Source organism: Zoogloea sp. (assembly GCF_017302315.1).
GTDB lineage: Bacteria > Pseudomonadota > Gammaproteobacteria > Burkholderiales > Rhodocyclaceae > Zoogloea.
In genome coordinates this window covers 1-18635 of the sequence record NZ_JAFLDT010000079.1, presented here as the reverse complement: position 1 = coordinate 18635, position 18635 = coordinate 1, and the positions used below count along the sequence as shown (strand labels likewise).

The following is an 18635-nucleotide window of genomic DNA, read 5'->3' as shown; positions in this document are numbered from 1 at the left end:
ACCCGGGGGGGCGTCGCCGGCGACGGGTTGGCGGCGGGCGGCGGCAAGCTGGCCGGCTGCAGGGGAACGGGGAGTGGGGCAGCCATGCGCAACACGACTTCGAGGGGGGCGGGCGGCTTCTCCGGGACGGATGGCAGGCCTTTGCCCTGCACCAGCAGGGCCAGGGCGTGGATGCCGATCGATACGCCGATGGCCAGCCGCAGCGGCGCTGGCAGGGCCGCGGGGCGGGGCCAGGTGGTGGCGTGCGGGGGCAGGGCGAGGTTCATGGCTTGCGGCGTTCGCCGGAAAGGGCGCGCTGCTCGTAGGCGGGGTAGAGCTGGCCTACGGAACGGCGGTACTCGGCGTTGACCACAGCCAGACCACGGAATTCCGCCGGCAGCGGAAGGGCCAGGACTTCGGTCATGTCGAGGCCGTCCTCGGCGGCCTGGCGCAGATGGCGGTCCAGCCATGTCAGCCACGCCCGGGTCTGGCGGATCGGGCCGGCGTCTGCCGCGACCGGGCCATGGCCGGGAACGAGGATGGTGAAGGGCGTCTTCTCCAGGCGGTCGAGGGCGGCCTGCCAGTGGGACAGATCCGCATGGGGAGTGGTGGGTGTGCGTCCGTTGAAGACCAGATCGCCGGCAAAGAGCACGCCTGTGCTGCGGTCGAGGATCACCAGATCGGCTTCGGTATGGCCGTCCAGGGCAATCAGTTCAAGGCGGTGATCGCCCATCACCAGCGGGCCGGCGGCAAGCTGGCGGGTCGGGGCGACGGGCTCGGTGCCGGCCATCCAGTCACCTGCCAGGCGGTACATGTTTTCGTTGAAGCTGCCGCCTTCGCTATGGATGCCCTTGATGGTGGCGGGCAGGGCCGCCAGGGTTTCCGGGGCGAAGGCCTGGTTGCCGAGGAAGTGGTCCGGGTGGTGATGGGTGTTGACCACCAGGCTCACGGGTTTGTCGGTGACGCGGGCGATGGCACGCTTGAGCTGCTCGCCGTAGACCCGGGACGGGCCACTATCGATCACCACCACGCCGTCACGGGTGACGATGAAGGCGGTATTGACGATGTTGCCCCCGTTGGCAACGCTGAAATCTTCACTGCGGCCGACCAGCGCCCAGGTGTCATCGGCGATGCGCACGGGGCTGAGGCCATAGTCCCGGTCTGCGGCGGCAAGGAGCAGCGTCCAGCCGAGGGCAAAGAGGGCGATCAGCGCGCGGGCGGAGCGGGGCAGGGCGTTCATTTGTCGATTACCGCCGAGATGGCATTGCCGTTGTTGTCACGGCCGCTCACCCGGTAGCCCGCCGACGCCCGGGCGACGGGAACGTCCACTGTGAACACAGGGTTCTCGGCGATGGGCTCGAAGCCCTCGATGTGCATCAGGGCCTTGCCCTTATCGTCGGTGAGGTCCAGGTCCTGCAGGAAGAAGGCCGGAATGCCCGCGGCGAGCCCGGTGTCGATGGGGTGGATGATGCGCAGGCGGATGCGTTCGCCCCCTTCCTTGCGTGCCCACACGCGGCTGCTGACTTCGCCCAGGCGCTTCTGCCACTCGGGGGAGGCGCTGCCGGTCGAAGGCAGGGTGCAGCCACCTCCCGCCGTGTTCACCCAGGTGCCGCCCACATGCCAGCTACCATCGCTTGTCCGTACCGCAGCACGGACCGGGGTGGACTGCTGCAGTTTGATGCGAAAGCCGAGGCTGGGCTGAGCCCCCTTGGGCTCGAAGCGGACAATGCGCACGATGGGGTTGAAGTCGGCGAAGACGAGCACTTCACGAACGCCCTGGAGCGCGCCGGCATCGACGCTCACCGGCACGTTCATGGCGTTCTCGGCGGTGAGGGGGGCCGTCACCTTGACTCTCTCATCGAACACCACCTTGGCGGCGGCCGGGAACATCTCCTTGCGCATGTCGGACCAGCGGGGCGAGTCGAGGGGGTCCGCGCCACGCTCGGCGGCCTGACCCACAATGCTGGCACCTGCCAGCAGCAGGGCCATAAGGGCGCTCTTGATCATTCTGTCTCCTGACGGCGACCTGCCGGTGGCGGTCCGCTCTGTATGGTGGGCGGAATGCTGCAAGAGCTGTGCCACCAGTTTGCAGTGGCCCGAATCGCAGCATCCGGGGCCTTGCCGGCAAGGGTTTCGTTTCAGTGGCAGACACGTGGCGGGTATAGCGCCCAGCGATGCCGCCCGTCCCGGGTGAGACATCTGTTGCCCTGTCCTGCTTCGGGGTGCTCCAGCTTGGAGCAGTTGGTGTGGAATGAAGCAGGATGTGCACCGGGCACTTGGGACGATCGCTATTTTTTCCATTCTGGCGCGTTTTCAGCCAGAGCCAACTTCCCGTTTTCTATCGGGAATTCTTCCCGGGTTGGCATTTTTAGTGCGGGCTGCCGGGTCTTTGGCACAGCTCTTGCGCAAGGACAGTGCTGCGTGGTCTGGCTGGGCCGGGAGGTGGCTGCCCCGGATCGCGCTTCAGTACCTTCTCAAAGGAGACATTCAATGATCCAAAGGAGCAAAACAATGAAAAAGCCGTTTGCGATGACCCTGATCGCGGCCGCCCTGATGGTTGCCGGTTCTGTCCATGCCAAGGAAGTGACGGACGCTGATATTGCCAATGACGCCAAGACCACTGGCGATGTCACCCACTTCGGTCTGGGCCAGCAAGGTCAGCGCTACAGCCCGCTGGACAAGGTCAACGTCAAGACCGTCAAGAATCTGGTTCCGGTGTGGTCCTTCTCCTTCGGTGGCGAGAAGCAGCGCGGCCAGGAGTCCCAGCCCCTGATTCACGACGGCAAGATGTTCGTGACGGCTTCCTACAGCCGCCTCTTCGCCCTTGACGCCAAGACCGGCAAGAAGCTGTGGAAGTACGAGCATCGTCTCCCCGAAGGCATCATGCCCTGCTGTGACGTGATCAACCGCGGCGCGGCGCTTTACGACAACCTGGTGATCTTCGCCACCCTCGACGCCCAGCTCGTGGCCCTGAACAAGGACACCGGCAAGGTTGTGTGGAAGGACAAGATCGACGACTACGCCGCCGGCTATTCCGCCACGGCAGCCCCGCTGATCGTCAAGGGTATGGTCATCACCGGCGTGTCCGGTGGCGAGTTCGGCGTGCAGGGCCGCATGGAAGCCCGCGATGCCAAGACCGGCAAGATGGTGTGGATGCGTCCGACCGTTGAAGGCCACATGGGTTACAAGTGGGTGAACGGCGAGAAGGTCGAGAACGGCATCTCCGGCACCACCAACGCCACCTGGACCGGCGACCTGTGGAAGACCGGCGGCGCGGCCACCTGGAACGGCGCCACCTACGATCCGGACACCAACCTGGTCTTTGCCGGCACCGGCAACCCGGCTCCCTGGAACAGCCACCTGCGCCCCGGCGACAACCTGTTCTCCTCCTCCACCGTGGCCATCGACCCGGATACCGGCAAGATCGTCTGGCACTACCAGACCACCCCCCACGACGGCTGGGACTTTGACGGTGTGAACGAATTCGTCTCCTTCGACTACAAGGATCCGAAGACCGGCAAGGTCATCAAGGCGGGCGGCAAGGCCGACCGTAACGGCTTCTTCTTCGTGCTTGACCGTACCAACGGCAAGCCGCTGAACATCTTCCCGTTTGTCAAGCAGATCACCTGGGCCACCGGTTTCGACATGAGCACCGGCCGTCCCAACTACGTGGATGACAACCGTCCGGGCGACCCGACCGCTGGCGCCGACGGCAAGAAGGGCAAGAGCGTCTTCGCCGCTCCGTCCTTCCTGGGTGGCAAGAACCAGCAGCAGATCGCCTACAACCCGCAGACCGGCCTGTTCTACGTGCCGGCCAACGAGTGGGGCATGGACATCTGGAACGAGCCTGTCTCCTACAAGCGCGGCGCGGCCTACCTGGGTGCTGGCTTCACCATCAAGGCCCTGCACGACGACTACATCGGCTCCCTGCGTGCCGTCGATCCGACCACTGGCAAGATCGTCTGGGAGAACAAGAACTTCGCTCCCCTGTGGGGCGGTGTCCTGACCACCGGCGGCAACCTGACCTTCTACGGTACCCCCGAGGGCTACCTGAAGGCGCTGGATGCCAAGACCGGCAAGGAAGTCTGGTCCTTCCAGACCGGCTCCGGCGTAGTGGCGCCCCCGGTTACCTGGATGGAAGGCGGCGAGCAGTACGTCGCCGTGGTGTCCGGCTGGGGCGGCGCGGTTCCCCTGTGGGGCGGCGACGTGGCCCGTCGCGTGAACTTCCTGGAGCAGGGCGGTTCCGTGTGGGTGTTCAAGCTGCACACTGGCAAGTAATTGCCCTTGCCGGGTGCAGTCTGGTTTTCCGGGCTGTACCGGCTGAAACTTCCTGTGGCGTTATTGCTGCGGGTGAGCGGCCCCTTTCGAGGGGCCGTTTACATTCAGAGTCCGGTGTCGAATTCATCCCGTTTTCCTCCACTGGCCTCCCTGAGCCAGGCGCGAACCCAGTGCTGACGCGGGTTCGGGTGTCCTTGGCCGGGTCGGCTGCAGGGGCTGCTGGGAGGTGCTGATGGTGGCTGGAGGTCCTGTAGGGGCGACCGGTAGGGGCGACTTCAGTCGCCCGCGGACGTCGATCAAGGGTGTGCCGGTGATTAACGGATGGGCGACTGAAGTCGCCCCTACCGGTCGCCCCCACGTGGCTCCCCGGGGAGGCGGTTGATTACAGGAAGCCGTGCAGGTGTTCCGCCGTTTTCACATGCGCTGCTGCGTAGGCCACGCCCACCTCCTGGATCTGCGGGATGAAGTCGATGGAGTCCAGCGTCTGGACATCTGCCGATTTGATATGGGGCAGGCCCAGGGTGTCGAGGCCGGTCTGGCTGACGTCCGGGTCGTAACGTACATAGGCGAATTGCTTGGCGCCGGTTGAGGTGGCAGCGCCAAGCATGTCGCCGATCTCCCGGTCGATGGGGCGACCGAAGCGGCACTCGCCCACCAGCCGACAGGCCATGTCCCATCCGGCGCTGGCGGCATTCATGAGGGCGCCGGGCAGGGTCTTGGCGTTGTCCACCAGCCACATGTCACCCGGCTGCAGGTCGGGTCGGGCTGCAGGGGCACTGCCCGTGCCCACGGAGACGATCAGAAGCTGATCGGTGCCGGTCTTCCAGTTGATGTGGTACGGCGCCGCGGTGGCCATCTGGTAGGCCAGGAAGGCGGCGTTGTTGTAGGTGGTGACACCGCCGTCCACGAAGACGAAGGTGTATGCCTTCTTCCCCTTGCCGAGGGTTACGACTTCGGGCGGAAAGAAGGTGGGGGCGGCGGTGCTGGCCCGCACCAGTTGCCACAGGGGCAGATCCAGGTTGCAGTCGTCCCTGTCGCGCTGGTTGTACTTGGCAAAAGGGTTGTTGCTCACCGGCCAGGGGGAGTCGGTAGTGGCATTGCGCATCACCATCATCAGCACCGAGCGCAGGCCCGGGCTGCCCAGGGTGGTGTCGGCGCCCAGGGCGGTGCTGAACTCGGCCTGCAGCTTCCTGGCCAGGGGCTCCTTGTTGTAGGAATAGTGCAGGCGCTTGAACAGGGAGGCCTTATCGAACATCTGCCTGCCGCTGTTCCGGTAGAAGGTGCGTAGCTGGTCCGTGCTCATGCCGGCCGAAATGCAGGCTGCCATGATGGCGCCGGTGCTGGTGCCGCAGACAAGGTCGAAATAGTCGCAGAGCAGGAGATCCGGATTCCGCTGTTCGGCGCGGAGGTCGGCTTCCAGTCTGGCCAGGATCTCGACACTCATTAGGCCCAGGATGCCTCCGCCGTCGCAGGAGAGGATCTTCTTGGGGCCGGGGGCTTTGATGCGTTCGGCGATGGACAGGGGCATGGATGTGTCCTTTCGGAAGGGCTACCAGAGTTTGCGGGTGTCGAGCCAGATGACCTGGCCGGTGCGTTTCTTCACTTCACGAACCATGTGTTCGGTGCCGCCGGGCCCGTCACCGCCGCCGCCGTTCCACAGGCATATCAGGTGGCTGCGCTTGATGCCGAGGGACAGGGTGCTGTGCAGCAGCCACAGGTTGCAGCGCTCGAAGGCGCTCATCGGCTGGCCTTCGCTGTTGGTGGGCAGGGGGCCGAGTGCCTCCGGCATGACCCGGTTGAGGAGGGTGAGGGCGTGGTCGCGCACGGCGAAATAGCGGTCGCGCCAGGCGTCACCATCAGTGGCCGGAAGGATGGATTGCTCGATGAAGTCGGCCTCGGGCAGGGGCAGCAGGAGCTGTACGTGCATGCCCAGGGCGAGGCAGGCTTCGGCAAAGAGCAGGTCGCCACCCGAGGCGCCCTGGGTGATGGCCAGATCGTCCTTGCCGGCGTCGAGCCGCGCCAGGGCCTCGGCAATGGCCTTGGCGGCAAGGGGCGCCTTGTCGGCCGGGAAGCGGGGCGTGGGGCGGGTGGGGCTGTCGATCATGTGCCCGGAGAACAGGAACACCTTGCGTGGCTGCCAGCCCTTTTCCGTGGGGGGCTTGAGCCGCGTGAGGGCACGTTCGAAGGTGGTGATGCCGACGCCCGTTTCGTCGGGCCGGAAGCCCAGGCTGGCCAGCAGGCGCAGTTGGGCGAGGCAGGCGTCCAGGGCGAACCAGTCCTTGTCGGCCAGGGTGATGGCGGCCTGGTAGGCATCCTTCACCGCCTCGGCGTTGCCCTGAAGCACGGCCAGATCACCCAGGGTGGCAGCGGCCCAGAAGCGCTGTGCCGGGGCCTGCTCACAGGCGGCGGCCCAGGCCACGCCGCCAGCCATGGCTTGTGCCTCGGCGTCGAATTCGCCCTCATGGGTGAGGTGGCCGTGGAGGTGCATCAGGGTGACGGCATTGATGCCCGAGTAGTAGTGGCCCGGTGCGGCGCGGAAGGCCCGGGCATAGCCGGCGATGGCAGCCTTCAGCAGGGCCTCTTCGTAGGTGGCGTCTTCGCGCTTCTTCGCCGGGCTGTGCTCCGGGTGGTTCCAGGCGTCCATCCACGCGTCCTTGTCGAGGCGGGCAAGCAGCGACAGGGTTTCCACATCGCCCGGGTGTGCGGCCAGGATGGCCTCGTAGGCACTTCGGGCATCGTCCGGCCGCTTCAGGCGCTGCAGGCAGATGCCCCGCTGACGGGCGGCCTCCAGGTGGGCGGGGTCGAAGCCGAGGGCCAGCTCGAACTGCTCGAGGGCGTAGTTGTAGTGCCTGCCCTTGAGCAGGGCCGTCCCGGCCTTGAGCCGGGCCTCCACCCGCAGGGCGGTGACCGGCGCCTCGTCAGCCAGCACCAGCACATCCTCCGGCCGGCCGGCCTTGCGGGCTCTTTCGATCAGCGCCGCCCAGGCGTCGTGGCGATGCCAGTACTCCCGCACGGCACCGATGCGCAGGCGCTTCCAGTCGGGCTCAAGCAGGTTGGGGAGCAGGCCATACACCGGGCTCACCGGGCGCTCGTGCCAGGCCGCCAGGGTGGCGATGGTCATCTCGGCGATGGCCTTGCGATCATCGGCCAGATGGGCCGGGTCGGGTGCGCCATCCTTCAGGTGGTAGGTCAGCTTGCGGTCGGTGTAGATGTCGAAGGGCTTGGTGCTGCGTGGCCCCTGCACGAGGACCACCCCGCGGGCCCGCAGGGCATGGCGCACGCCCAGCTCGTACCATACATTGGGGTTGTCGATGCTCAGGTCGGCCACCACCAGATCGGCCATCAGCAGTTCCTGGAACATGTCCAGGCGGATGTCACCCGCCCGCTGCTCCTTGTCGGCCCGCAGCACCTCCAGCCCCGCATCCTCTAGGGCCGGCTTGATCAGTTCATCGAAGATGCGGTTGAAATCGACCTGCTCACCCTTGTCGTTCGGCTTGGTGCCGAAGGGCATTGCCACGAAGGCATGGAGTTTCATGGAGGCGTCCCGGATTGGATGACATCGGTGTGTCCCGCATTCTATTCATCTTGGCGGGTGCAGGCATCACGAGACGGACGAATTCAAGCGCTCCACGGTGTCGGCCCCGGGACGGACGGGCAATTGGACTCGGAAATTGAGCGTTGGCGGCCGTTTTCGCAGAGGGGGCGGCTTGTGCCCTGCTCCCGGCCGGGGCCGGATCCGGAAAGGATCCAGCCTGGCCGGCAGGGGTCACTCGGCGAAGGCGCGGAGATCGACCACCTTGCTGCGATCATCGGCGACCAGCCGGAAGCGGGCCGGCGCCAGATCGGGGTCCACGCTCAGTACGCCGGTGCTCGAGGCGGGTAGCTCGCCGCAGCCGGCGGTGGAGAGTTCGAGCTTGAGGGTGCCGGGCAGCACGCCACTGCCGAGCTTGCCCGTCAGGCGACAGGCCGACGTGGCGTCGGCGACGATGTTGCCGTCGGTGGTGATCGAGAAGCCAGCCGCGGCGCCGGCGGGGGACGTGGTGACGTAGTGCCCGGCAAGACCGGCCAGGGTCGGCGCGGCGGAGATGACGACCGGGTCCTTGCGCAGCAGGGAGACCTGGGTGTCCTTGTCCACGGGCGGAACGGCCACCCAGTCGCCATTGCCGGTCTTGCGGTACAGGCTGCGGGCCACACCGTTGTCGTCGCCAACGATGAGTAGCCGGCTGCCGTCGGCGGCGGCCAGGTAGCGCCCGACGGTGGGCGTGTCCTGGTTGCCGGTGCTGACCGTATAGGCGCCTTCGCTCAGGTCGTCGACGCCGACCTTGGGGCCGTCGTCGTCGTTGCTGCCGCAGGCTGCCAGGGTGAGGCCCAGGGCGACCGGCGCCCATCTCTTGAAGAAGCGGTTCATGCCCGACCCCTTATTGGTTCAGCAGATCGCGCAGACGCAGGCGCAGCCACTGCTGCCCAGCCGGGCGGTGGTCGAAGCCGACCTGCATGGCGGTGACGGCCACCTTGGTCTTGTAGACCACGGCTTCGTCTTCGGCTTGTTCCGGTGTTGCTGCGGCGGGCAGACCGGCCCCGATGCCGTAGGGCACGGTGTTCTTGAACTTCAGGTTGTAGAGATCGTAGCTGCCGTGGCGTGAGAAGGCCCAGCCCACGTTGGTAGTGGGGGCATTGGGGAAGTTCACGTTGAGGGCCACGCCGGCAGGCAGCAGGGCGGTGCTGCCCGCCTTGGCCTGGAGCGCCTTGAGGAGCTTGACGCTGAGCTGGGCGACGATGGCCGAGTTGGGATTGGCCAGACCGGTGTTGTCCACCGTGTCGGTGCCGGCGCTCAGGGCGATGGCCGGAATGCCACGCCCGGCCGCAAACTGGGCGTTGCCGATGGTGCCGGAGCTGACCACCACGCGGCCCACGTTCTGGCCTTCGTTGGGGCCGGACAGCACCAGGTCGGGGGCCTTGTTCCAGCGCGCCGTGGCGAGCACGTCGAGGCCGTACATGGTGGCCATCACCGGGGTGCCGTGGACGTAGTGGAAGTCACCGCCGGTGTAGCCGGCCTTGGTGAAGGGGCCCACGGCCGGTGCGCCGATGGCCGCCGCGCCATTGTGGCAGCCACCCTCGGCCTCGATCTGGGTCTTGTCGTTGTCGGCGATGATGGTGGCGGTGCTGTACATCACGATGGCCGCGCCGCGGCCGCTCTGGCCCGAGCACGGTACCGAGACGATGACGTCGTGGCCGTCGGCCTTGAGGGCGTCGTAGAGCGCCTTGAGGTTGCTGGTCAGACCGTCGTCGTTGGACAGGAGGATGTTGACGGCGAAGGCCGGGCTCATGCCCACGGAGAGGGCGATGGCGGCGGCGAGGCGGAGTTTCATGGCTGGAATCCCGGCGTAGCAAAAAAGGGCGCCCCGGCAGGCGGGGCGAGCGTTGATCGCCAGTAGGGTGAGGCGCAGAGGTGACGGGCCGGTGATGGGCGCGTGACCCTTTCGTTAACGGACGCGGCCCCTCTCATAGAACACCTGCCCCACCCGTTCGATATGCTCGCGCAAGGTCGGTGTTTCGATCTGGTCAAACAGCGACAGATCGACGGTGTAGGGAATGTCCGACTCTTCCAGGGCGGTGCTGATGGACATCAGAAGGGTGTGGTTCAGTGCCGTGCCGAACAGGGTCAGGTCGATATCCGACCCGGCCTTGTAGTTGCCTTTGGCCCGCGAGCCGTAGAGCACGGCCTTTTCGATCTGTGGATAGCTGGCGAGGATCTGGCGGACGGTGGAACAGGTGCCGTCCGGGAGCCCGAACTCCATCAGGATTCCTGCTGGCGTCGGGTGAATTCCTGATGCAGCTTCTGGAACTCGCCCGAAAACCGCCCAAGGATCGCCGCAAGGATGTTGTCTGCGGTGGCCCGGTCGTAGGCGTGGGAGGTGAGGTTTCGGGACTTGATCATCTCCATCCAGGTCTCGCCGTCATCAATCAGCCCGCGCTGGAAGGCGGCGCGGGTTGTGTCGCGGGAGCCGATCAGGCCCACAATGCCCTGATACTCCAGGTAGTCCTTGAGGACATTCCAGGCCAGTTCGTGGGTGTATTCAAAGCCCTGAATGGTGCCCTGCTTTTCCAGTTTGAAAAGGGGGCGCGTGCGGGCCAGATCGAACGCCTCCTGGAGTTCCAGAAACACCTTGCTGTAGTTGTCGAAACGCTGTCTCCAGCGGATATCGGTGCTCATGGGAGTCTCTCCGCGATCTGAACGGTGAGGATGTCCGCAGCTCGTTCAGCGCTTCAGGAAGCTCGCCGGAATCGGCCGCGGTGCGAGTTTTTCAGCGGTGGTTTCGAGGGCGTAGAGGGTGCCGCCGGTGGTCATCCAGGCCAGGACCCAGTCGGGGGTGGGGCCTTTGCCGTCCCAGGTGAGGGCGCGGTTGGATGGGTGCATGTAGCGGATATGGCCGGGCGCGGCAGGGGCGGGCTCGGGTGGGGGGGCGGCCTTGGCCTTGGTTTCGGCTTCCCGCGCGGCGCTGGCTTCGGCTTCCTTGCGGGCGGCTTCCTGGGCCTGGGCCTCCTTGCGGGCTGCGGCCTCGGCCTTTTTGCGGGCTGCGGCTTCTTCGGCTGCGCGGCGGGCGGCTTCGGCGGCGGCGATGACCTGGCGCTCTGCCTCCGCGGCGGCTTCTTCGGCGGCGCAGGCCCGGTCGGCTTCTTCCTGCTCCCGCTTGTTGATCTCGGCCTGGATCTGTTCGGCCAGGGCTTCGAGTTCGGGGAGGTCGTAGGACTTCAGGTCAGTCATGGGGGCGTCGGTTGTGCTCGGGCAGGAAGGGCGGGGCCGCCGGAGCGGCCCGCGTGATTTCCTCAGTCAGCGGCTTCCGGGCGCATCTGCGGGAACAGGATGACGTCGCGGATGGCGGGGCTGTCGGTGAGCAGCATGACCAGGCGGTCGATGCCGATGCCGCAGCCGCCGGTGGGGGGCAGGCCGTATTCAAGTGCCCGGATGTAGTCGGCGTCGTAGTACATGGCTTCTTCGTCGCCGGCGTCCTTGGCCTGGGCCTGGGCCTGGAAGCGGGCGGCCTGGTCTTCGGGGTCGTTGAGCTCGGAGAAGCCGTTGGCGATCTCGCGGCCGACGATGAAGAGCTCGAAGCGTTCGGTGATCTCGGGGTTGCTGTCGGAGGCGCGGGCCAGGGGGCTCACTTCGACCGGGTAGTCGATGATGAAGGTGGGTTCCCAGGTCTCGGCTTCGGCGCAGGCTTCGAAGAGTTGCAGCTGCAGGCTGCCGAGGCCGCCCGGTTTCACCTTTTCGCCAAAGTCCTTGATCTTCTGCTTGAGCCAGTCGGCGTCGGCGAGCTGGGCATCGGTGAAGCCGGGGTGGTGCTTGCGGATGGCTTCGACGATGGTCAGGCGGTGGAAGGGGCGGGACAGGTCGAGGGTGCGGCCCTGGTATTCGAAGACTTCGGTACCCAGGGCTTCGCGGGCGGCGTGGCGCAGCAGACCCTCGGTGAAGTCCATGAGGCTGCGGTAGTTCGCGTAGGCCTCGTAGAACTCCATCATGGTGAATTCCGGGTTGTGGCGGGGCGAGAGGCCTTCGTTGCGGAAGTTGCGATTGATCTCGAAGACCTTCTCGAAGCCGCCGACCACCAGACGCTTGAGGTAGAGCTCCGGCGCGATGCGCAGGAACTGCTGCATGTCGAGGGCGTTGTGGTGGGTGACAAAGGGCTTGGCCGAGGCGCCACCGGGGATGGGGTGCATCATCGGCGTCTCGACTTCGAGGAAGTGGTGGCCGGTCATGTAGTTGCGGATCGACTGCACCAGGCGGCTGCGGGCCACGAAGGTGTGGCGTGACGCCTCGCTCATGATGAGGTCCACGTAGCGCTGGCGGTACTTGGTCTCGGTGTCGGTGAGGCCGTGGAACTTGTCGGGCAGGGGGCGCAGGCTCTTGGTGAGGAGGCGCAGCTCGGACGACTTGATGGACAGTTCGCCGGTCTTGGTGCGGAACAGGGTGCCGATGGTGCCGACGATGTCGCCGATGTCCCAGTGCTTGAAGTCGGCGTAGACCTCTTCGCCCACGCCGTCGCGGGTGACGTAGAGCTGGATGCGGCCGGAGAGATCCTGAATGGTGACGAAGCTGGCCTTGCCCATCACGCGCTTGAGCATGATGCGGCCGGCAACCTTGACCTCGACCGGCAGGGCTTCCAGGTCTTCGGCGGATTTCTCGCCGTAGACTTCGTCGAGCTTGCCGGCGGTGTTCTCCCGGGAGAAGTCATTCGGATACGCCTTGCCGCTGGCACGCCATTCGGCGAGCTTTTGCCGGCGTTCGGCGATCAGGTGGTTTTCGTCCTGGGCGGGCGGGGAGGTCTGGTCGGACATGATGGGCTCTTCAATCAACGGAATCAGGGTGCGGCACGCGCAAATCGCCGCAAAGCTTCCAATTTTGACACACTCCGGGGCGCCCGTCGCGGCCCGCCCGCCGCCATGGGCGTGGTCAGAGGAAGATCTCGTCGATATCGGACTGGATCTGGGCTTGCCCGGCCGGGGTGGTGATGCGCAGCTTGCCGCTCATGATCAGTTCGTCGAAACCATTGACCTGGTTGCGGCCATGTTGCTTGGAGTAGTAGAGGGCCTCGTCGGCACGCCCCAGCAGTTCGGCCGGGGACAGGCGTGGATCAATGCGGGCGTAACCCACCGAGCAGTGCACCTGACCGACGCGGGGAAAATCGTGCTCTTCCACGGCCATCCGGAAGCGGTCGAAGATGGTCTGGACGTTGTCTTCGCCCACATTGCGCAACATCACCACGAATTCCTCGCCGCCGAAACGGAAGAGTTTGTCGTGACTGCGGAAGCTCTGGCGCATCAGGTCGGCGATGCGCAGCAGCACCTCATCGCCGAAGAGGTGGCCGTAGTTGTCGTTGATCTTCTTGAAGTGGTCGATGTCAACGACGGCAAGCCAGCATGGTTGGGTGATGGTGGCACTGCAGGTGCGGCGTTCTTCCGCTTGCTGGCGGGCCTGCTCGGCCAGCTCGGCGGCGGCGATCAGGCGTTCGAAGTCGTCGTCGAAGGTCTTGCGGTTGAGGAGCCGGGTCAGGGTGTCCAGGTTGGCGTACTCCCAGGCCTGGTGCTGGTTCTCGAAGCAGCGCAGGAACAGCGTGAGGGCCTGGCAGTCCGCGGTGCGGGGCTTGAGGGGGCTATGGATTTCCAGCACCCAGCGGGCTTCGCCCAGGGCGCCAACGGCAAAGGCGAGGCGCCAGGTGTCGCCCTCGTGGGCGATCGCGTAGCCGTAGTCGGTATGCAGGCAGTCGGCCAGGAGCGGGTCCACCGGGAGCCAGGACTGGCCATCGCAGACGTCGTCCCAGTAGGTGTCGGCGCCGTCGGATACGCAGCAGCCAAGCAGGCCGACGGTGAGGTCGGGAGGCGAGAAGCGCACGGCGAACATCAGGCAGAAGCTGCCATTGAGGAAGTCCATGGCGGTTTCGGCGGCTATCCGGAAGATCTCGCGCAGGTCGCGGGTGCGTGACAGAACCTCGGCACCCCGGAGAAGAGGCATCTGGCGCGAATTCGTGGTGTCGGACGCCGGGGCAAGGCGCATGGTGGAGGGGGCGGGCCGTGGCTGGATGGAGCCAATAACGTCAGACATTGTGAAATCTGAAGCCGGCCGGCCCGATTCTGCGTCCATGCCGCGGGCCGATCAGAGATAGCCCTCCTGCTCGCCTTTCAGTTGCTGGATGCGCAGCGTCCGGGCCAGTGCGGCGAGCATCGGCGGGAGAGGGGCCTCGACTTCGAGCCGGTCGAGCAGGGACTGATCGCGTCCGGACAGGGGCCGCTTCGCCGGGAGCGAATCGAAATCGGCGGGGCCCATCCGCCAGGGCTGCCACACCAGCCCCGCTGCGGTCCACAGCTGGCCCGCCTGCAATGCGATGGCGATGCCGTCAGGATCCGGGTCGCAGGCGATCCATGCAGGGGCGGGTAGTAGGTCGAGCAGTCGGGTAACGCTGCTGCGCCACCAGGATGGAGGATAGCCGGGCAGCCACAGCACCGCCTCGGCAGGCCCGCAGGTGCGGGCGACCCGCTCGAAGCTGGTGCGGTTTTCCACCAGCCTCCAGGCGCTTGGCGCCCCGGTGGCGGCGCTCATGGCATTGATCGTTGCCGGTGTCAGGGCGATGAAGTCGGGGACAAGCCCCAGGGGCCATGTTCCGCCAGAGAGAGCGACGGACGTGGGAAGGCGCACCAGCAGCAAGGGGGTATGATCGCTGATGCCGAAATCGTCGAGGCTGAGAGCGCTGCTCAGCCAGGTCTTCTCGGCGTCACTGATCTGTTTGGTGTCACCCCGGGCGAAGTGGGAGAAATCCCGCCAGGTACCGCTGCGCTGCTGCTCCTGCCAGGCTTCCAGGGCGACCAGCAGCCCATGGCGCGCCAGGGCTCGGGCCGGCGGCAGGGCGTCGAGGGTTTGGGCCGCCAGATCGAGTTCCGGGTGGGTGAAGCACCGCTGGCGCGCCTGATCCCACAGGCTCTTGTCGGCATCGGGCTCGGGGAGACCGAGCACACGGCGCAAGGCGGCCGGGTCGAGAAAGCGGAGTTGCCTGGGCCACCAGTGCCCGCGCTCATGGCATTCCTCGAGCTCGATGGCTCCGGAGCGCAGCAGGAGGTCAAGCAGGCGATCCGCGAGCATGGCCCGATGGGGGCCTGCGGCACGCAGCAGGGTGTCGTGACGCACCGCCTTGTCGGATGCGCGCTTCACCCAGCCGGCCAGGAGCTGCCGTTCGTCCGTGGGCCAGGCGTCCAGATTCAGCGGCTGCGGCGCGCCCCGCCGGAGGCGGCGCTGGCCCTTCAGGCTGGCCCGCAGCGGGTCGTCCAGCCGCAGGGTGCACACACCGTCGCCATCGGGGGCGCTCCAGTCCATGGGCGGTGATGCGCTAGAGGCTGCGCTGGATCAGCCCGATGGGCGGAGCCCAGTCGTCGCCGGGTTTCTTCTTGCGGGTGACCAGGGTGAGCTGGGCCGGGGCGAAGACGTTGGCGTTGTGGGTGACCGGGGTGGTGATGAGGTACTGGGCGCGGGTGGCGCGCAGGAAGGTGCCGACCCGGTCGATGTTGGCGATGTCCAGGTGGGCGAAGGGCTCGTCGATGAAAACGAAGCCGCCGGGGCGGGCCTCGTCCATCAGCAGGGCGATGAGCAGGATCAGGGATTTCATGACCTGCTGGCCACCCGAGGCTTCGCCGTCGTTGAGGCCCACGGCGCCCTTGCGGTCGAAGTCGAAGCGCACCTCCAGGCCGGCGGCGGCGAGGGCCCGGTCGTCGTTGCCGAGCAGGGGTACCGGGCAGTCCACGTCCACGTTGGCCAGGTCGCCGAGGGCGCGCAGGTTCTTGCCGTACTGGCGCACGGTGGCGCGGAGCTTGGCGATGTAGGCGGCGCGGGCTTCGCCGGTGATGCGCCGGGCGGCGTTGCAGTGGCGTTCGCGTTCGGCGTACTGGCTTTCCCGGTCGAGCACGTCGGCCTTGAGGCGGCCGGCCAGGGTGAGCACGGTGTCGTCGGTCACCCAGTCGCCGTTGGCCAGGCGCTGGCGCAGGCGTTCCAGCTCGGCGCGGGCGCCGCGGGCGCCGTCGTACTTGTCGGCCAGCAGGGTATTCGCGGCGGAGTCGCGCCAGTCGGCGGGCATGCCCCGGCGCAGGCGACGCAGGCGCTGGATGCGATTGGCCTGGTCGTGGCGGCGGGGGGCAGCCTCGGCGGTCAGATGATTGACCTTTGCGGCGAGGCCGGCCATGTCCCGGCGGCGGCGATCCAGTTCGATGTCGATGCCGCGCAGGGATTGGTCGATGCGGTCCACGTCGCCCTTGGCTTCAGCCCGGTCGGCAATGGCCTGGGTCAGGCGGGCGCGGGCGGCGGGCAGGGCGTTCTCGGCGGCCTCGAAGTCGGTTGCCCGGGCGGCCAGAAGCTGGGCGGCCTCGATGCCGTGGAGGCGGGCGCGCAGGGCGTCGGCTTCTTCCTTGGCGGCGTCGAGCTGGGGGCGGATCTCCCGCAGGCGGGCGTCGATGCTGTGCATGTCGGCATCGAGCTGCTTCAGGCGCGAGGCGCGGGCCAGTTCGCCAAAGTGGAAGTCGGTGGGTTTGCCCAGGTGGCGGGCGCCCCGGCGTTCCCGGTGGTAGCCGTCGCGGGTGATCCACTCGGTTTCCCGGGGGAGCTGGCGGGCGGCGTCGGCGTCTTCGACCCGCTGGATGCGGTTGAGGAGGTCGGCGAGCCAGCGGGGCACGGCGTCGACGAAGCGGATGACTTCGGCCAGCGATCCACGGGTGGCAGGGGGCGCCGTTTCGAGTTCAGGCACGATGAAGTGGCGGAAGCGTTCCTGCTCGCCCAGGCCCCAGGCAGCGTGGCGGTCCTGCTCCCGCTCCAGCAAGATCACGTGGCGGTAGGGCCGCAGCACGGCCTCGACGGCGCCCTGCCAGTCGGGGTCGGTGACCTCGACGATCTCCGCGAGGGCGCGGTGGGCGATGCCGGCTTCTCTCAGGCGGTTGCGGAAGCGGCTTACTTCGGCGTCGGCGGGCGGGCCGCGGTGATCGCGGGTGGCACGTAGCTGGGCGGTCTTGTCTTCAAAGGCGGCGATGGCTTCGCGTTCCTGGCGCTGCAGGTGGACCAGGCGGGCATCGGCCCTGGCGTAGTCGGCTTCCAGGTCCACGGCGGCGTCGCCGGCTTCGCGGGCCAGGCGGGCGCGCAGGGCGGTGCGTTCGGCCAGAAGTTTGTCGCAGTCATGCACCTGGATCAGGGCATTGCGATGTTGCTCTTCGGCCTCCAGGTCGCGGCTGCGGGCGGCCTTGCGTTCGGCTTCGGCGGCGGCCTTTTCGGCTTCCACACCGGCGCTGCGTGCGCGCTGGGCGTTCAGTTCGTCCTCGCTTTTCTGGCGCTCGCTGCGCCCGCGGGCGAGGTCGTCCCGGGCCTGGGCGATGTCGCGGAGGAGTTCGGCGACTTCCAGGCGCGGCACGATCTCGGCGGTCAGGGCACGGGCTTCGTCGTCGAGCTGCTTCCATTCCAGGTAGCGGTCGGCCTCGAGGCGCTTGGTTTCGGCCTGGGCACGCAGGCGGTCAAGATCGAGGCCAAGGGCGGCCAGCTCTTTCTCGGCGTTGTTCTGTTCTTCCCGGGCGGCGGCGTAGTTGTCCAGCACCTCCTTGTCGCCGAAGACGTCAAAGACCAGCTCCAACAGGGACTTGGGGGAGTATTCGCAGAGCTTGTCGGTGTCGCCCTGTTCCAGGGCCAGCACCTTGGCGATGGCGGGGGTGAGGCCGCCCCAGGCCAGGCGGCTCTGGTAGTCCCGGTAGCCGACCCATTCGACGACCTTGTCCTCGCGGGCCTCAAGGGCTTCGATGGAAACGTCGCCGTCGGCGATCGCGTAGTCGCGGGTCCAGTCACCGCCGGCGCGGCGGATGCGGCAGGCGAGGGTGACTTCGTCCTTCAGGCACGGAAAGAAAGGGCGCTTGCCGGTGCTGCCCGGCCGGTTGGCCACCACCGCGCGGATCCAGGCGAAGCTGCGGTTGGCCCGGCGAACGTAGCGGCGGAAGTCGCGCTTGCCTGAGCAGCGCAGGCCGAACAGGGTGCGCAGGGCATCGAGCAGGGTGGTCTTGCCAGAGCCGTTGGGGCCGACGATGGTGATGATCTGCGCGTCGAGGGGCAGGTTGAAGCGGCGCCAGTAGTCCCAGTGGACCAGTTCGAGTTGCTTGATGTGGAACATCAGTGGTCTTCCTGCTCGGTGTCGGCGTCTTCGAGGGGATCGGCTTCGGCCGCCGTGAAGGCATCCTGCCCGGGAGGCGGGTGGCCGGCCTGGGCGAGGACCTCGCCGAGGGTGCCGTAGATGATGCGGTCGGCCAGCAGGCGGTAGTCCAGCAGAACGTCCAGCAAAGGCCCCTCGTGGATCATGCCGCCGCGACGCTCGATGAAGCCGAGCTGGGCCAGGCGCGACAGGAGCTTGCCCTGCACGTAGGTCTTGTGACCCAGCACCGGAGCGAAGTCGGCCAGCAGGGAGGCTTCGGAGAGGGCGCCGGAGACTTCTTCGCCATGGGACAGCGGTGCCTCCTTGCCGAACATGTCGTCCTGGCCGTCGTCGGCGAGCTTCTGGCGATTCACCTGGCGTTCCCGCTTGGGCAGGATGATCAGGGCCCACAACACCACCAGCAGGGCCAGCTGGTCACGGGTCAGGCCGATGTTGCTGGCGGCGTACTCGCGGCTGGCACCGAACACCGGCTCGTGCATGTCGCCGGCCAGGGCGACGGCCACGTGCTCGGCGTAGGGGTTGTCGATGAGCTGGAGCCCCACGGCGGCGAGGCGGGCGTCCAGGTCCACCCGGAAGCTCTCGTCGACCAGGGCGCGGCGTACCAGCGGGTCGGTGCGGGGCAGGCTGCGATTGGCCAGCAGGCGGGCAGTGAGGGTCCGG

General features: G+C 67.0%; 15 protein-coding genes and 1 pseudogene. 1 reads left to right on the top strand and 15 read right to left on the bottom strand.

Translation table 11 applies throughout. The annotated features are described in order from the left end of the window. The 3 genes and pseudogenes from J0L98_RS17785 to J0L98_RS17775 form a co-directional block, all read right to left on the bottom strand. Nucleotides 1-266 (bottom strand): annotated as a pseudogene (locus tag J0L98_RS17785) (hypothetical protein); the annotation flags it as partial. After that, nucleotides 263-1219, bottom strand: coding sequence for a quinoprotein relay system zinc metallohydrolase 1 (locus J0L98_RS17780; RefSeq protein WP_296413210.1), 957 nt, complete (start codon nucleotides 1217-1219; stop codon nucleotides 263-265). The gene J0L98_RS17780 and the pseudogene J0L98_RS17785, both read right to left, overlap by 4 nt. Continuing rightward, entirely contained in the window at nucleotides 1216-1986 is a 771-nt protein-coding gene (locus J0L98_RS17775; RefSeq protein WP_296413207.1) for a quinoprotein dehydrogenase-associated SoxYZ-like carrier, read from the bottom strand. The genes J0L98_RS17780 and J0L98_RS17775 overlap by 4 nt, the downstream gene beginning before the upstream one ends. Nucleotides 1987-2508: 522 nt before the next feature. On the opposite strand from J0L98_RS17775, the gene J0L98_RS17770 reads away from it, so the two are divergent. Beyond that, nucleotides 2509-4257, top strand: a complete 1749-nt coding sequence (locus tag J0L98_RS17770) for a PQQ-dependent methanol/ethanol family dehydrogenase (RefSeq protein ID WP_296413213.1) — start codon at nucleotides 2509-2511, stop codon at nucleotides 4255-4257. A gap of 382 nt (nucleotides 4258-4639) precedes the next feature. Here J0L98_RS17770 and J0L98_RS17765 read toward each other — a convergent pair whose 3' ends face one another. The 12 genes from J0L98_RS17765 to J0L98_RS17710 all read right to left on the bottom strand — a co-directional run. Continuing rightward, a complete protein-coding gene (locus J0L98_RS17765; RefSeq protein WP_296413205.1) occupies nucleotides 4640-5785 on the bottom strand; it encodes a patatin-like phospholipase family protein in 1146 nt (381 codons plus the stop codon). A 21-nt stretch (nucleotides 5786-5806) separates the two neighbouring features. Then, nucleotides 5807-7792 carry a TRAFs-binding domain-containing protein gene (locus J0L98_RS17760; protein WP_296413204.1) on the bottom strand — a complete coding sequence of 662 codons (1986 nt, stop codon included), beginning with the start codon at nucleotides 7790-7792 and terminating at the stop codon, nucleotides 5807-5809. Nucleotides 7793-8023: 231 nt separating this feature from the next. Further along, nucleotides 8024-8665: a hypothetical protein gene (locus J0L98_RS17755; RefSeq protein ID WP_296413200.1), complete on the bottom strand. Its 642-nt coding sequence runs from the start codon at nucleotides 8663-8665 to the stop codon at nucleotides 8024-8026. Nucleotides 8666-8675: 10 nt separating this feature from the next. Further along, a complete protein-coding gene (locus J0L98_RS17750) occupies nucleotides 8676-9626 on the bottom strand; it encodes a 5'/3'-nucleotidase SurE (protein ID WP_296413198.1) in 951 nt (316 codons plus the stop codon). A 114-nt stretch (nucleotides 9627-9740) separates the two neighbouring features. Continuing rightward, the gene (locus tag J0L98_RS17745; protein ID WP_296413197.1) at nucleotides 9741-10055 is read right to left on the bottom strand and encodes a nucleotidyltransferase domain-containing protein; all 315 of its coding nucleotides are present in this window, start codon (nucleotides 10053-10055) and stop codon (nucleotides 9741-9743) included. Continuing rightward, entirely contained in the window at nucleotides 10055-10471 is a 417-nt protein-coding gene (locus J0L98_RS17740; protein WP_296413196.1) for a nucleotidyltransferase substrate binding protein, read from the bottom strand. The genes J0L98_RS17745 and J0L98_RS17740 overlap by 1 nt, the downstream gene beginning before the upstream one ends. A gap of 45 nt (nucleotides 10472-10516) precedes the next feature. Beyond that, entirely contained in the window at nucleotides 10517-11023 is a 507-nt protein-coding gene (locus J0L98_RS17735) for an H-NS family nucleoid-associated regulatory protein (protein ID WP_296413195.1), read from the bottom strand. A 62-nt stretch (nucleotides 11024-11085) separates the two neighbouring features. Continuing rightward, on the bottom strand, nucleotides 11086-12594 hold the full coding sequence (lysS, locus tag J0L98_RS17730) for a lysine--tRNA ligase (protein ID WP_296413193.1): 1509 nt from the start codon (nucleotides 12592-12594) through the stop codon (nucleotides 11086-11088). Between the two features lie 115 nt (nucleotides 12595-12709). Next, entirely contained in the window at nucleotides 12710-13858 is a 1149-nt protein-coding gene (locus J0L98_RS17725; RefSeq protein WP_296413192.1) for a GGDEF domain-containing protein, read from the bottom strand. A 51-nt stretch (nucleotides 13859-13909) separates the two neighbouring features. Continuing rightward, nucleotides 13910-15121 (bottom strand): hypothetical protein, encoded by a 1212-nt coding sequence (locus tag J0L98_RS17720; protein ID WP_296413190.1) that lies wholly within the window; start codon nucleotides 15119-15121, stop codon nucleotides 13910-13912. 13 nt (nucleotides 15122-15134) lie between these two features. Next, on the bottom strand, nucleotides 15135-17936 hold the full coding sequence (locus J0L98_RS17715) for an AAA family ATPase (RefSeq protein ID WP_296413188.1): 2802 nt from the start codon (nucleotides 17934-17936) through the stop codon (nucleotides 15135-15137). Beyond that, on the bottom strand, nucleotides 17936-18635 hold a 700-nt coding region (locus J0L98_RS17710; protein ID WP_296413187.1), incomplete at its 5' end, for a hypothetical protein. The genes J0L98_RS17715 and J0L98_RS17710, both read right to left, overlap by 1 nt.